The sequence below is a fragment of the Nitrobacter sp. NHB1 genome (genome assembly GCF_036964665.1).
In the GTDB taxonomy this organism is placed as follows: Bacteria; Pseudomonadota; Alphaproteobacteria; order Rhizobiales; family Xanthobacteraceae; genus Nitrobacter.
Genome location: NZ_JBAMDA010000001.1, coordinates 2580046 through 2594169 on the forward strand (window position 1 = coordinate 2580046; position 14124 = coordinate 2594169).

General features: G+C 60.2%; 13 protein-coding genes, 1 tRNA gene and 4 pseudogenes. 12 read left to right on the forward strand and 6 right to left on the reverse strand.

All coding sequences use genetic code 11. The features are described from left to right. The first annotated feature begins 21 nt into the window (after positions 1 to 21). Both V4R08_RS11985 and V4R08_RS11990 read left to right on the forward strand, forming a co-directional pair. The gene (locus tag V4R08_RS11985; RefSeq protein WP_335579560.1) at positions 22 to 336 is read left to right on the forward strand and encodes a hypothetical protein; all 315 of its coding nucleotides are present in this window, start codon (positions 22 to 24) and stop codon (positions 334 to 336) included. A 102-nt stretch (positions 337 to 438) separates the two neighbouring features. Further along, entirely contained in the window at positions 439 to 1152 is a 714-nt protein-coding gene (locus V4R08_RS11990; protein WP_335579561.1) for a polysaccharide biosynthesis/export family protein, read from the forward strand. Positions 1153 to 1325: 173 nt separating this feature from the next. Here V4R08_RS11990 and V4R08_RS11995 read toward each other — a convergent pair whose 3' ends face one another. Continuing rightward, positions 1326 to 1685, reverse strand: coding sequence for a hypothetical protein (locus V4R08_RS11995; protein WP_335579562.1), 360 nt, complete (start codon positions 1683 to 1685; stop codon positions 1326 to 1328). 309 nt (positions 1686 to 1994) lie between these two features. Here V4R08_RS11995 and V4R08_RS12000 point away from each other — a divergent pair, with 309 nt between their 5' ends. The 3 genes from V4R08_RS12000 to V4R08_RS12010 all read left to right on the forward strand — a co-directional run bounded on the left by V4R08_RS12000 (position 1995) and on the right by V4R08_RS12010 (position 3538). Beyond that, on the forward strand, positions 1995 to 3089 hold the full coding sequence (locus V4R08_RS12000) for an HD-GYP domain-containing protein (protein ID WP_335579563.1): 1095 nt from the start codon (positions 1995 to 1997) through the stop codon (positions 3087 to 3089). A gap of 150 nt (positions 3090 to 3239) precedes the next feature. After that, positions 3240 to 3449 carry a hypothetical protein gene (locus V4R08_RS12005; protein ID WP_335579564.1) on the forward strand — a complete coding sequence of 70 codons (210 nt, stop codon included), beginning with the start codon at positions 3240 to 3242 and terminating at the stop codon, positions 3447 to 3449. A 12-nt stretch (positions 3450 to 3461) separates the two neighbouring features. Further along, a tRNA-Arg gene (locus tag V4R08_RS12010) sits at positions 3462 to 3538 on the forward strand. Positions 3539 to 3844: 306 nt separating this feature from the next. Here V4R08_RS12010 and V4R08_RS12020 read toward each other — a convergent pair. From V4R08_RS12020 to V4R08_RS12040, 5 genes and pseudogenes are all read right to left on the reverse strand, one after another. Further along, positions 3845 to 4965, reverse strand: a pseudogene (locus tag V4R08_RS12020) (LA2681 family HEPN domain-containing protein). A 75-nt stretch (positions 4966 to 5040) separates the two neighbouring features. Next, a complete protein-coding gene (locus V4R08_RS12025; protein WP_335579567.1) occupies positions 5041 to 5646 on the reverse strand; it encodes a hypothetical protein in 606 nt (201 codons plus the stop codon). A gap of 149 nt (positions 5647 to 5795) precedes the next feature. Continuing rightward, positions 5796 to 6797: pseudogene (locus tag V4R08_RS12030) on the reverse strand (IS110 family RNA-guided transposase); the annotation flags it as partial. Positions 6798 to 6905: 108 nt separating this feature from the next. Then, positions 6906 to 7660 (reverse strand): IS5 family transposase gene (locus V4R08_RS12035; protein ID WP_335577532.1). Its coding sequence is split into 2 segments (ribosomal slippage): positions 6906 to 7327 and positions 7327 to 7660, totalling 756 coding nucleotides; the frame shifts between segments, so codons are not numbered across the junction. Positions 7661 to 7717: 57 nt separating this feature from the next. Further along, positions 7718 to 8098 (reverse strand): annotated as a pseudogene (locus tag V4R08_RS12040) (IS66 family transposase); the annotation flags it as partial. Here V4R08_RS12040 and V4R08_RS12045 point away from each other — a divergent pair. The 7 genes and pseudogenes from V4R08_RS12045 to V4R08_RS12075 all read left to right on the forward strand — a co-directional run. After that, a pseudogene (locus tag V4R08_RS12045) lies at positions 8098 to 8217 on the forward strand (IS5/IS1182 family transposase); the annotation flags it as partial. The pseudogenes V4R08_RS12040 and V4R08_RS12045 sit on opposite strands and share 1 nt — an antisense overlap. A 657-nt stretch (positions 8218 to 8874) precedes the next feature. Then, a complete protein-coding gene (locus V4R08_RS12050) occupies positions 8875 to 9336 on the forward strand; it encodes a DoxX family membrane protein (RefSeq protein ID WP_335579568.1) in 462 nt (153 codons plus the stop codon). A 62-nt stretch (positions 9337 to 9398) separates the two neighbouring features. Beyond that, on the forward strand, positions 9399 to 9788 hold the full coding sequence (locus V4R08_RS12055; protein WP_335579569.1) for a cupin domain-containing protein: 390 nt from the start codon (positions 9399 to 9401) through the stop codon (positions 9786 to 9788). A gap of 5 nt (positions 9789 to 9793) precedes the next feature. Continuing rightward, positions 9794 to 10696: an SMP-30/gluconolactonase/LRE family protein gene (locus tag V4R08_RS12060; protein WP_335579570.1), complete on the forward strand. Its 903-nt coding sequence runs from the start codon at positions 9794 to 9796 to the stop codon at positions 10694 to 10696. Continuing rightward, positions 10693 to 11652, forward strand: a complete 960-nt coding sequence (locus V4R08_RS12065; protein WP_335579571.1) for a VOC family protein — start codon at positions 10693 to 10695, stop codon at positions 11650 to 11652. The genes V4R08_RS12060 and V4R08_RS12065 overlap by 4 nt, the downstream gene beginning before the upstream one ends. 44 nt (positions 11653 to 11696) lie before the next feature. Further along, positions 11697 to 12506: an SDR family oxidoreductase gene (locus tag V4R08_RS12070; protein WP_335579572.1), complete on the forward strand. Its 810-nt coding sequence runs from the start codon at positions 11697 to 11699 to the stop codon at positions 12504 to 12506. Between the two features lie 22 nt (positions 12507 to 12528). After that, positions 12529 to 14094 (forward strand): GMC oxidoreductase, encoded by a 1566-nt coding sequence (locus tag V4R08_RS12075; protein WP_335579573.1) that lies wholly within the window; start codon positions 12529 to 12531, stop codon positions 14092 to 14094. Positions 14095 to 14124 lie beyond the last annotated feature (30 nt).

The following is a 14124-nucleotide window of genomic DNA, read 5'->3' on the forward strand; positions in this document are numbered from 1 at the left end:
GCGGAAAGAGCAGGTGACGGCATGATCCGCGGGATTTTTCGCTCGATTGGGCTGCTTCTGCTCGCGGGCGGTTTCATTTTTCTGGTCTACGACGGCGCGCGGTCGATCGCCGACCAGACCGTGCGGCTGACCGGGCTCGGCGAATTCTGGAACGATATTCACCAGGCCAGTCAGCAAGCGGTTCGCACCCAGATCGAAGCGACGGCGCCCTGGATGTGGGATCTCGTCAAGCTGGTCCTGAACCAGCCCGCTTTCGCAGTGCTGGCGGTTGCGGGCATTCTCCTGATGCTGCTGTTCCGGCCGCGACGGCCGCTGATCGGCTACTCCCGGGATTGAATCGCCGGGACATCGACGCCCCCGCTCGTCACCGCGAAAAATACTTTTTGTTAACCATAACGGGTGCAGAACCGGCCATCTCGTGACAAGGGGACAGGTCCGGTGCAACTCGCGCGTGCGTTTGCAATGTCGACGGTGGCCGCGCTGACCGCGCTGGCGCTGTCGGGGTGCATGCGGCACCCGGCGCCGGTGGCGATGGTGCGCCCGCATAACGATCTCGATGCGCTGGCCTATGGCGGGCGGCTGGCCGTTGCGCCGCCGCCGGCCTCCCGCCGCGACACACGGATTCGAGCGGCCCGCGCCGCCGCGGTCGCGCCCGTTGTCTACGCCGCGGCTCCGCCGCCCGTCGCGCGCGATCCCGCCTACCGCCTCGATGCCGGCGACCGGCTGCGCATCGTGGTCTATGGCCAGGAAGGCCTCACCAACAGCTATCTGGTCGATGCCGGCGGCAGCATCACCATGCCCTTGATCGGCGCCGTCACCGCGCGCGGCCGCACGCCCGCCGAACTGTCCGCGGCGATCGCCGCGCGGCTGCGCAATGGCTACATCCGCCAGCCCTATGTCGCCGCCGAAGTGGAGGCCTACCGGCCGTTCTTCATTCTCGGCGAGGTCGCGGCCCCCGGCCAGTATCCGTTCGTGCCCAACATGACCGTTGAGAGCGCAGTCGCCATCGCCGGCGGCTTCTCGCCCCGCGCCAAGCGCGACCGCGTCACCGTCACCCACACCGATGCCCGCGGCACCGTCCGTCTCGTCGTGTCCACCGCAACTCTGCTCAGCCCCGGCGACACCATCCTCGTCGGCGAACGCTGGTTCTGAGGACGTTCTTGTTTTTTGCGATGCCTGGCGAAGAAGGCGAGGCGGCCGGCCGGCGAGATCGGCATTGGTCTTGTCGCAGCTTGCGCGCGCATCGCAAGGTTCGTGCTGGCCGTGAACCGATTCGATCCTGCCGCAGGGCGGAAGTCATCATTCCCCGACGGCCGGCATCGCCATTATCGCCACATCCAGTTATGGCCCCAATCGCCCTTCCAGCCCGTGAGACGACCTCTGCGGAATTGCAGATAGAGCCGGTCCTTGCGGTTGAAGAAGCCGCTGCCGCCGTAACTTCGAAACGCCAGAAACACCTCGTTGCCCGGGCGTCCGCTGATGGTGATCAGCGGCACGCCGAGCGCTCCCGCTGCGGTCGCCTCGTCCATGCCGAAAGCCAGCGGGGTGGTGTTCGACAGCGTCGCCGTAAAGGGTGACGAATGTGACGGATCCACGATTGCTTGCTGCGCGTATCCCGGCGCGATCAACGCCGCGGACAACGCAACAGCGCATGTCGAGGCGAAGAGGAATGTCCGCTGCTTCATGATGCCGCCTTTGTGCTTGCTGACACGTCAGGTTTGAGGTCGTCCGGAATTCTGCCGGCTTCGATGGCCGATGCCAACACATTTGCACTTTGCTTCCGCGAGTGATTGCAGCCTTTGCCAATGACCGTCACCGTTTACCTCATCGGTCCGCCGGATGCCGGAGCCTCCCGGCAAATTGCCAAAAGGCAGCGGTTTCCGTCGAATTGTAGGAGGGTTGCTACGTGAGCATTAATAATACCCCTTAATCCTCGCGAATCTACTTATCGGCTAAAGTTCGCGCAGCGCCGAACTGCAAACCGATGAGGATCAATGACGACGCTCACAACCGGATCGCACGCAAGACGCCGCCTGCTGCTGGCGTCTGACCGGAGCGATCGAAGCGACGACCTCGGGGCGATTTTGCAACGCGTCGGCGACGTCGATACCACCTTGACGTCCGAGATTCCGGACACTCCGGCGGGCCGGTTTGCCGGCATCGTCGTCGACATCAATTTGCGTTCGGCCGAAAGCGTATTGCGGGTGCGCGACAAGCTGTGCGCCGAGGCCTATCGATCGGTGCCACGGCTGTTCGTTCTTGCGGATGCGCTTCACCACGGGTCGATGCAGGCGTGGGCGCTCGGCGCCACCGACACGATTTCGCGTCCATTCGACGCGCAAGCCATCCTGCAACGTATCCGCTCCGCATTCCCCGGAGACGACGGCCGTGACGCTGCGGCAAGCACCAAGGCTCTGAACCGGGGCATTGCCGCGGCTCATGCCGTGCTGGTGAAGATATTCGAGCGGCTTCCGGCCGGAGTTCCACTCGCATTCAGCGACGTGCTGGAGGTTGAGGGCGAGATTCTGAGGGCTATCAAGCGTTCCTCGTTGCGTGACTGGCTGGCCGCCGTCGGCCGCCATCACGACCACAGTTATCGCCACTGCCTTTTTGTCACAGGCTTCGCCGCCGCGTTTGCGCAGCGTCTCGGGATGCGCGAGGACGATCAGCGCCGGCTGGCGCGCGCCGCCTTGTTGCATGATGTGGGCAAGGCTTTCATCCCCGTTGCGATCCTCGACAAGCCGGGCAAGCTCAGCAACGAGGAGAAGAACGAAATTCGCCGGCATCCGCGCCTCGGCTATGAGGCCTTGCTGAAGCAGGGCGGCTTCCCGCCCGAGATGCTCGATGTCGTCCTGCACCATCATGAGTTCCTCGATGGCTCGGGATATCCCGATGGTCTGCGCGGCGATCAGATCAGCGACATCGTGCGCTTGATCACGATCGTGGACATTCATGCGGCGCTGGTCGAGAAGCGGGCCTATCGCCTCCCGTTCACGCACGCCAAGTCCTTCGCGATGATGGAAGAAATGGGCGACAAGCTCGATCAGCACTTGCTGCAGGCCTTCCGCCCGGTGGCGCTGGGCTGTTGACCGGCCGCGCCGCGCGCCCACGAAAGCTTGGGATCAGGCGCCGGCAAGACCTGCGTGTTCTCGCCGCCTGGCTCCTCCTTCGCACGGGATGACCGTGGCAATATCGCCCACGCCTATTCCGGCTGCGACCGCGGCACCTCGGAGGACTCCATGATGGACAAGCTGCTCGACCCGCAGGGCGCGCGGCGGGAGCAGGGCGGCCATCCGACCCGGCGCGGGGCGCGCGACGAAAAAATATGGCGGCGCAGATCCGGCACGGGTCGCTGCGGCTCCGGCGGACAGCCCATCGCCCCGGGATCGGGCAGCAATTTCCGAATCGCCACGTCAGGGGACGTTGCCGCCGCCCGGTCAATCGGCTAAACGGAATGCCTCGCACCCGTAGCTCAGCTGGATAGAGCGTTGCCCTCCGAAGGCAAAGGTCACACGTTCGAATCGTGTCGGGTGCGCCATCTTTACCGAGTCGGATCAGGCGCTCAGGTCGCCGGCCACCTCGGCCTTCGAGACATCGCTCAGAGCAAGTACCGGATAAGTACCGTTTTCGGTGCGCGGACTTTATGCGACGTCGCCGGTCGCCATCCCAGTAGCAGTTTCGTAAACCGAAGGTCGGGAGTTCAATCCTCTCTGCCAGCACCATTTCTACAGCGATCCGATGCCCGGGCCATCGACGGAACGAATTCGCCCCCAGTCTCCGCCGTGGAGGCAACCATTGCCGTCGTCTGTAAGCGAAGATGCTTATGCTCATCAGCCGATCGCAGCTACACCGGGTCACGTCGTTTGCGACGATCGTCGAGGCCAAAATGAGACATCGATGCAACAAAAGTTCCAGGTCGCTCCCGCGCTCGCGCTCGTTCTTCGACGCCGACTGCCAAGGCCAATTGGATGAGCGCGGAACGAGCTATCTTCATCACACGCAGAGCCTTAGTCTCGAGAAAATCACTGTCGATCGAGAACCCCAAGCCTTCGCTGCTTGGTGCGGCCCGCATAAACGGTCGTGCCCAGTCCTCGTGGACCTGCAGGAATTTGTGTTCGAGCGCGTTACGGATGTCGTGGAGCTCTCGCGCATCAGGTCCAGTCGTGTGCTTTAGTTGGTCGTCGAACAGCTCCTTCGAAAGCCAGAAAAGTCCGCGTAGCGGCCAATTCAGGTAATCTCTGAAGCGATCGAGGAGCCGCGGCTTTCCTTCGACCATCCAAACATTCTTGAAATTGATGCGGTCCGCCATTTTCCCAGCTTCCAATAGTGGTCAACGAGGAATGCCACCTTATCCAGCAGCGAATAGGCAATGCGGTAGGCCGTGCGCACCCGTTCAATGGCCAGTGAATGCATAGGATAGTCCAGCGTGTCGAATAGCCGAACGCCACGATCGGAAAAGTGCAGCTTGGTGTCGCAAAGACCCTCGTAGAGCATGAAACGGGCCGACACATACTCCTGTTTCATCTGGTTAAAGAAACCGATAACTGGCGGTGGCGTCACGATGCCCGGTCTCTCATCGAACCTTTCGCTTATGGGCGGCAGGACGAGATCGTCACATGCCGCTCTCGCCTGCGGCCCAAGGTCATTGAGCGGATTCAGTAATAGGCGACGGTCGAGGCACCACTGCCGGTACTTCCGCTCAGCTTTGCTCTTTCCGAGCGGAGGTACGCCGAAATCCTGTAACTCGCGTATTCGATCCAGATTGCCTGCCGCAGCATATCTTTTAGCCTCTTCAGCGAAACGTTGCACCAATGCGTCTGGGTAGATGGAGTCGTGTACTGCATCGGCGGCAGTGGCGGCGATCAGTCCGTCATGGGCGTGCAGCAATAGAATTGCGCGTTCGCGATCATCATCCAACAGCCCACCATAATGCTTGAGGCCATAACCGCTATTGGCCTGCGCCATAGCGAATTTGGGGATGATGCGTAGCGCTGCGTCCCATCCTTCAATGGCGTCGATGATGCGCCCGATTGCATTGAGTTAATTCGCCCGGTTAGTCAGGATCTGGCAGCGACGCATGACATCGAGTTCGACGAAGCCAGGATGGGTGACAGCGCGCGACAGGGCGAGTATCTGCTGTTCCCGTTCGGGATGCTCCCAAGCCCAAGACCACGCGTTCGCTCGAAAATATTCGAGAATCGCGCCGTGTCTGGCGTCCAGATCGCGCTTTTCCAGCTCTTCGAGCAAGTAGATCGCACGGTCTGCGCCCCGCGCGAAACGCGCGTCGTTTGAAGCGTCGATCAGTACACCGATATGGTCGAGCGCGGCGTGCTTCGCGAATGTGCTGAACTTAACGAACATCGGAAATTCAGCCCCGTTCATCGCCGCGCAAGCGGCTTGGCCCAAACGAGGCTCAAGGTGATTCAGAGTCTGCGGAGGTGATTTGCCATGCCGCATCCTTTGTCGAACGATCTGCGTGAGCGTGTTGTTGCCTATGTCGAGGCGGGGAACTCGTGCCATGGGGCTGCTGCCCGTTTTGGGACTTCGGTATCTTTTGCGGTGAACCTGATGCGGCGCTGGCGGGAGACGGGTCGGGTCGATCCGCGTCCGCGTGGCGGGTTCCGGCATGGCAAGCTCGGTCAGCACCGCGACTTCATTCTTGCGACAGTCGCGGCCGAGAGCGACATCACCATGCCTGAACTGGCGGAAAAACTCGCCAAGGCCAAGGGCGTCAAAGCAGACCCGTCGAACCTGTCGAAATTCTTGATCGCCTGCGGGATGATCGGTGCCTCTGCCTGGAAGGCGATACCATCGACCCAGATTCGGTGAAGGATCACTCCGATGCGCCGAGCAGGCGCCACCATGGCGCGCTTCCGACCGCGGCGGCGTGCGATCTGTGTTGCCCATGTTCTGAGCCATGTCGAGCGCCCCCGATTCATCATGACGGTCGCGGCCTGACAAAGCGCGCGGCGCAGGTTGATGTCTCCGGCCTTTGTGATACCGCCCGATACATCACGTTCGCCAGACTGATTGCGTGAGGGGGTCAGGCCGACCCAAGGGCCAATTTTTTTCGACGACGTGAATCGGGCAGGATCATCTACGGCAGAGCGGAAAGTCAGCGCCACGACTGCGCCGATCCCGGGCATAGACATTAACCGATGGCATACCGCATCATCCTGGGCGAGCTGGCGGACGCGTCGTTCCAGTTCCGCCAGTTCGCGCCGCAGAGAGGCCCGCGCTCGGAGCATCGGTTCCGTCGCGGTTTCGAGCATTAGATTGCCGACCGCCAGTTCGCGGATGCGATGCTCGAACTGGCCGCGCGAGATGGCACCGACCTTCAGCCCGAAGTTCCGCAAGAGCCCACGCAGGGACATCTCCAGTGCGATCATGCCCTGCTGGACCGCTTTCCGAGCTCCGAGCACGGCACGGACCTCCTGCGCCGAAACGGATTTGCAGTGAACCGGGCGGAACCAACCGAGATGCAGCAGGCGCGCAATCCCCTCTGCGTCGCGCCGGTCAGTCTTGATCGGCATGGCCTTCAAGGCGCCCTTGACCTGCCGAGTTTCCATCAAAACGACGTCCAGACCTGCCTCGGTCAATCCACGATGAAGCCATTGCGACAAGGGGCCGGCCTCGAGGCCGATGGCGGCAATGCTGCCATTCTGTTCTCCGATCCAACTCACCAGCACCTCGGGCTCACTGGCGACCTGTGCCTCCTTCACGATCTTCCCGTGCTCGCTGACCACGCAGATCGCGATCTTCGCCAACGACACATCCAGCCCGACAAACAGTCTCATCCCGCAGTCCTCCTTCTGGTTCGATACGGGAACAGCGACAGCTTGCCATGATCTTGCAAGCGGTAACGAGCAGTGCGCGACGCAGGACCCGTTACGGCATCTCATTGATCAGAGCCAAAAGATGACGGCGGCTGCGATGCAGATAGCTGACAAGAAGGTATGGGCGCATCGGTCGTAGCGTGTATGGATGCGCCGCCAGTCCTTCAGCCTGCCGAACATGTTCTCGATCTTGTGGCGCTGGCGATAGAGCACACGATCATGCTCGATCGGCGTCTTGCGATTGGACTTCGACGGAATGCATGCCGTGATGCCGCGCGCGGCAAGCGCCTGGCGGAACCAGTCGGCGTCGTAGCCCTTGTCGCCGAGCAACTGCCTAGCGGGCGGTAACGCATCGAGCATCAATGCAGCGCCCTTGTAATCGCTCATCTGGCCTTCGCTGAGCAGCAGGATGACGGGACGTCCCTGACCATCGCATACGGCGTGCAGCTTCGAGTTCAGGCCGCCCTTGGTGCGCCCGATACGCCTGGGAACAGGCCCTTTTTAAAAAGGCTCGCAGCGGTGCGATGCGCCTTTAAATGCGTGGCATCGATCATCAACCGGGATGGTTTGCCGGCCTTGCGGGCCAGTTCGGCGAAGATTTTATTGAACACGCCGAGCCGGCTCCAGCGCACGAACCGATTGTAGATGGTCTTGTGCGGGCCATACTCGCGCGGCGCATCGCGCCAGCGCAGCCCGTTTCTGATGACGAAGATGATGCCGCTGATCACCCGCCGGTCATCGACCCTCGCGATCCCGTGCGATAACGGAAAATACGGTTCGATCCGGCGCATCTGCGCCTCTGACAGCAAAAACAAATCAGTCATGGCGGCGGCCCCCTCACGACACCAGTGAATCAGCCAATCAGGCAAACCGCAAGAAAATTAATGGGTCCTGATCCTGGTATCCAGCGCAGCGGTATAGGCCCAAGGCAGCAGGTCGTCGATCTGGCTGTTGGGATGGCCGTTGACGATCCTAGTGATGACGTCGGCCAGATAGTTATGCGGTTCGATGCTGCAAAGCTTGCAGGTCTCGATCAGCGAGGCGATGACGGCCCAGTGCTCGCCGCCGCTGTCGGAGCCGGCGAACAACGCGTTCTTGCGGTTGAGCGCAATCGGCCGGATTGAGCGTTCGACGACGTTGCTGTCGATCTCGATGCGGCCGTCATCGAGGTATCGCGTGAGCCCCTCCCAGCGCGACAGCGCGTAGCTGATCGCCTCGGCGAGTTTGGTCTTCTGGCTGATCAGGTCGAGCTTGGCACGCAGTGGCCGGGCTGGGCAAGACCAAGCTGCGCGGCCTCGACAGGGTGGATTGGGCTTTCGCCTTCACCGCTGCCGCCTACAATCTTGTGCGGCTGCCCAAGCTGCTGGCGGCGTCGCCATGACGGCAAACCCAGATAAACAGGATCGACAACGCCAGCCACCTCAAGGGGCTGCAATTGCAGTTCCGCCGCTATGCCCGATGGAGCGAAAGCTGGGATCATGATCACTGCGCTGCCTGTTGGGTCAAATTCGCGGAGTTCGAAGGCCCAGACATCCAGCACGAGGGGTACGCCACTCGCGATGACTACCCGAAAGGCGCCTGCTATGAGTGGGTCTGCCAAACCTGCTTTGATGATTTGAAGGATGCCATGAACTGGTCAGCCGCCGCCGGATGATCGCCCGCCGGTCGGCTACTTCTTCAACAGCCTGCTAAGGCCGTATATTCGTCGCCGTACTCATTTCCGGTGTTCGGCGGCGTCCATCCGCTCTTGTGCGGTTACCGCAAAGGAATTTCGTAAATTTCTTCAGGCGGGTAGACCTTTTGCAGCGTGAGCGATTTGACAAATTTGGCTTGTTAAAAACCACGGCTGACCGCAGCATTGATCCTCGCAAACAAGATTAGCCTGGGCTTTCTTGGAGCGTTTAAGTGCGGCCGAAATTCGCGACGATGGGCAAATTGGAACTATTTTCGACCCTCCGTATTAGCTCCGAAAGTTTCTCTACAAAAAAGTCTCTACATAAGTCGAAGGGGCCCGTCGTGAGCGGGCGCGAGGAAGATTGTGCTGAGTATTTTTGTAATCGTTCTGGTGCGCACGCTCCTCGTCATGCTGTTTCTCCCATTCAGCGCGCTCGACAAAATTCTGAATTTCAAGCAAGCCCAGAAGCAGGCTTCACAGGCGGTCTCCGTAAGTTCGATCGGTGCAGTTCTGATCTTCGCGGGTTTTGGCGTAGAGGTCGTGATGTCGCTGGCGATTTTGACCGGGGTTGCCGATCGGCTCGCAGCTTTTGTTCTTGCCGGCTATTGCATCGTCACCGCCATGTTGTGGAAACAATTCTGGAGGGTCGCAGATTTTCGCTTGAAAGGTGACAGCCGCGGGCGAGAAGTGTTCTGGGATTTCCTGAAAAACCTCGCGCTTGCCGGAGGTTTTTTTGTGTTGGCGTTCGGCGCAAACCCGGCAAGCTTGCAGAGCTTTCTGGCGCATCCGCTTGCATCCACGCATCCTTATGCGGTTGATCGATAAGGTGCCCCATGATCGAAAAGCCTACCGTTCTCTATTGGCATCTGTGGACGGATGCTGACGGCATGAGCCGTCAAGCACGATGCGCCATGACCGATTTCGACCTGAAGTCGATCAAACCGCAAGCGGATCCGCAATGGCAGGGCCAGAAGACGAGCGGCGCGATGACGGAGATGGTCACCGTGCTCCCGGTCGGCTGGATAGGCGCATGGCACGAAAATCCCAAGCCGCAATGGATCGTCCCGTTGTCGGGGCGCTGGTTCGTGGAGGCAATGGACGGGACACGCGTTGAGATGGGAGCCGGCGAACTTTCGTTCGGCGGCGACCAGAATTGCCGCGAGGTGGACGGCAAGCGCGGTCACCGGTCTGGCACGGTGGGTGACGTTCCGGCTGTCCTCGTGCTGATTCAGCTTAACGATGCGCCCGTCCCTCGGTCGCCTTGCGAATTCCGGTGACACGGATGGACGGCTTCGACGTCCGCGATCCTCGTTTCGCCCATTACATCCTGGGCAACGCGTCGCTTGAGGAACTCGCGACCGGCTTTCGCTGGCTGGAAGGGCTGGTGTGGATGGGTGACGCCGGCTGCCTGTTGTTCCAGGATTTACCACGCGATTGCACGATGCGCTGGATCGAAGACGGTGGCATATCCATTTATCGCTCCCCCTCCGGCTATGCCAACGGGCAGGCCCGCGACCGGGAAGGCCGACTGATTTCGTGCTCACATCGCGAACGCTGTCTGTTCCGCACCGAACTCGACGGTCGTGTCACCCGGCTCGTCGACCGTCATGACGGCCGCCTGCTCAATGCTCCGAACGATGTGACAGTCAAATCCGACGGTTCGATCTGGTTCACCGATCCGCTCTACGGAATTCAGACAGACTATGAGGGCGGCCGGCAATCGTCGGAGCAGCCGCCCGCGCTTTATCGCTTCGATCCCGAAAGCGCCAGCATTACTGTCGCTGCCGGAGACTTCGACGGGCCCAACGGGCTGGCCTTCTCGCCTGACGAGAAGCGTCTTTACGTTTCCGAGACCGGCGACCAAACGAGCGACGATCCGAAACAATATATCCGCGTGTTCGATGTCGCACCTGACGGACGACTGAGCGGCGGTGATGTCTTCCACAAGGTCGAGCCCGGTTACGCTGATGGGCTCTGTGTGGACGAAGACGGAAATCTCTGGAGCAGTGCCGCCGACGGCGTTCACTGCATCGCTCCGGATGAGCATCTGCTGGGAAAGGTGTTTGTTCCGTATCGGGTTTCGAATTTGTGCTTCGGCGGCATTCTGAAAAACCGGCTGTTCATTGGAGGATCGCATACGCTCTACGCGATCTTCCTCAATCGGCGCGGAGTATCGTGGCCATGACTCCTGCACCCCGCATGACGGTCCGTAAACTGGCGTGCTTCGGACTGACAACGACAAATGCGGATCGACTGGCGGCGTTCTACGAGCGTGCATTCGGCTTCCGCCGGCTTGCTGTGGGCCGTCTCTCGGGCGCGAATTTCGAGAAATTGATGGACGTAGAGGGCGGAGCAACCTGCATCATGCTTGGCCTCGGACAGGAAGTGGTCGAACTGTTGGAATTCGATGTCCCGGGCGAACCTTATCCGAAAAACAGAACCTCGTCGGATTTGACGTTCCAGCACCTGGCGATCGTGGTTACGAACATCGCACAAGCCTTTCAACGACTCTCAACAGTCGGTGGATGGAGCGCGATCTCACGTGACGGTCCGCAGCGATTGCCGGAATCGTCGGGCGGGGTCACGGCTTTCAAGTTTCGCGATCCCGATGGCCATCCGCTCGAGTTGCTCGCTTTTCCAGACGGAAAGGCGCCCGCGCGCTGGAAGGCTTGTTCGAGCAGCGATATCTGTCTTGGCATCGACCATTCCGCGATCTGTGTCTCGGAGAGTGATCGCAGCATCACGTTCTTTGAATCCTTTGGATTGCGGGTTTCGGCGCGATCGCTCAATCAAGGACCGGAGCAGGAGCGCCTCGACGCCGTGCGAAACCCGAGCGTGGAAGTTACGGCGCTGTCGCCGAATCAACAGACACCTCATATCGAGTTGCTGTGCTACCGGTCAGTCGTCCGTGGAAATGGCACCGTTTTGCGGAACAACGATATCGCCGCGACACGCCTTGTACTGGTAACCGATCGGCAACCGCTTGCGGACGCTGGCGGCGAACTCCGACAGAGCGTGCTTGATCCGGATGGTCATCATCTCGTGATTGTGTCGCCGGGCGCGGCAGAGTGGCTTTCCGGGGTTGACCCAACGAATCCCGCGACATTCGACCAGGTTCATCAAAACGGAGCACGCATGTGACCACTTCGCCTGCAACACCATCCTCCGCATCGACCGCCCCGCCCGTGGCCGTTCACAAAGTGCTGACGGGTCAGAAAGCGCTTGTTACCGGCGCTAATTCCGGAATCGGCCAAGGCGTTGCGATAGCTTTGGGACAAGCCGGCGCCGATGTGGTCGTCAACTATATCGAAGGCGACGACGCAGCAAACAAAGTGGTGGACGATATTCGCCGGTTCGGCGTCAACGCGTATGCGCATCAGGCGGACGTATCGTCCGAACAAGATGTCGCCGGCATGTTCAAGCGGATAGTCCAGGAGTTCGGCGCCATCGATATTCTGATCAACAATGCCGGTCTGCAACGCGATGCGGCGGTCCATGACATGACGTTGGCGCAATGGAACAAGGTGCTTAGCGTCAATCTAACCGGTCAGTTCCTGTGCGCCCGCGAGGCGGCCCGCGAATTTCTGCGCCGGGGCGTGGTTCCAGCGGTATCGTGCGCGGCTGGAAAGATCGTCTGCATGAGTTCCGTGCATCAGGAGATTCCCTGGGCTGGGCATGTAAACTATGCCTCGTCGAAAGGCGGCATCAAGCTGATGATGGAAAGTCTGGCTCAGGAGCTGGCGCCGCACCGAATTCGCGTCAATGCTATCGCACCAGGCGCGATCCGGACGCCGATCAATACGTCGGCATGGCAGACCAGGGATGCCTACAATCAACTCATGAAGTTGGTGCCTTATGGGCGGATCGGCGAGCCGGCAGATATAGCCCGCGCCGCCGTGTGGCTTGCGTCGGATCACTCCGACTACGTGGTCGGCACCACGCTGTTCGTCGACGGGGGCATGACACTGTACCCTGGTTTCTCAACAGGCGGCTGAGAAAGCTTGCAGGGAAGATAGCATGCCCGATCATTATGATGTCATCGTTATCGGCAGCGGTCCTGGCGGGGCGTCGCTCGCACACAAACTGGCGCCGACCGGGAAACGGATTCTGATGCTGGAGCGGGGCGACTATCTGCCTCGATCGCGCGCGAACTGGGATGCGCAAACGGTTTTCGTCGATGGTGCCTATCAATCGCCCGAAACCTGGTATGGCAAGGACGGCCGCAGCTTTCATCCGGGCCTGCATTATTACGTTGGTGGAAACTCCAAGGTTTACGGCGCCGCGTTGTTCCGAATGCGCGAGCGGGATTTCGACGAGATTCAGCACAAGGACGGGATTTCCCCGGCGTGGCCTCTAAAATACGATATTTTCGAATCGTACTATACCGAGGCGGAACGTCTGTTCCATGTCCATGGACTACGCGGCGAAGATCCGAGCGAGCCGCCTTCGAGCGGCCCGTTTCCTTATCCGCCCGTTTCGCACGAACCGCGCATTCAGGCACTCAGCGACAGTCTGACGAAGGAGGGCCTGCATCCGTTTCATCTTCCATTGGGCATTCTGCTCGATGAGAGGGATGGCAAACCCACTCCGACAAGTATTTGCATCCGTTGCGATGCCTTTGATGGTTTTCCCTGTCTCTTGAACGGCAAGGCCGACGCTCAGGTGGTGTGTGTCGATCCGGCGTTGGCAGCACACCGAAATCTCACGCTATTGACAGGCGCCTATGTTTCGAAACTTGAGACGGATGCTGCCGGCAGAACTGTCACCGGCGTTCATGTCACCCGACAGAGCCGACAGGAACGCTACTCGGCTGACATTGTCGTGGTGGCATGTGGCGCTTTGTCTTCCGCGTTGCTACTGCTGCGATCGGCCAATGACAAGCACCCAAAAGGCCTCGCCAACGGCTCCGATCAGGTCGGGCGGAATTACATGCGCCACAATCAATCGATTCTGATGGCGTTGATGCGCGAGCCGAACGATACGGTTTTCCAGAAGACGCTTGCCGTCAGCGACTATTATTTCGGTTCTGACGACTGGGACTATCCGCTTGGCTTGATTCAGATGTGCGCGACTTCGCATGGCGCTCAAATTCGGGGTGAGGCGCTTCCAGCCTGGCTGGAATGGGTGCCTAAGATGCCATTCGAGGAAATGGCGCGACACTCGATGGACTTCTGGCTGTCCAGCGAAGACCTGCCGCATCCGGAAAATCGGATCTCGTATGATGGCGGTCGCGTGGTGCTGGATGTCACCGAAGGTAATATGGAAGCTCACCATCGCCTCAAGAAAAAGCTGGAGCAGATGCTGGGCAGGGCGGGGGCTCATCCTGCGCTTTTGGAACGGAGTCTGTATTTAGGAAAAAATATTCCGATCGGCGGCACTGCGCACCAGGCCGGAACGGCACGCTTTGGAACGAATCCGGCAAATTCTGTTCTAGATATCGATTGCAAGGCGCATGAGGTTGAGAACCTTTACGTCGCGGATGCCAGTTTCTTTCCATCCATCGGATCGGTGAACCCAACGCTGACCATCATCGCAAACGCGCTTCGCGTCGCCGACAGGATAAAGCAACGGATCGTTGCGTAAGGCCCCGGATGACATCGGGACCAGTCTGGT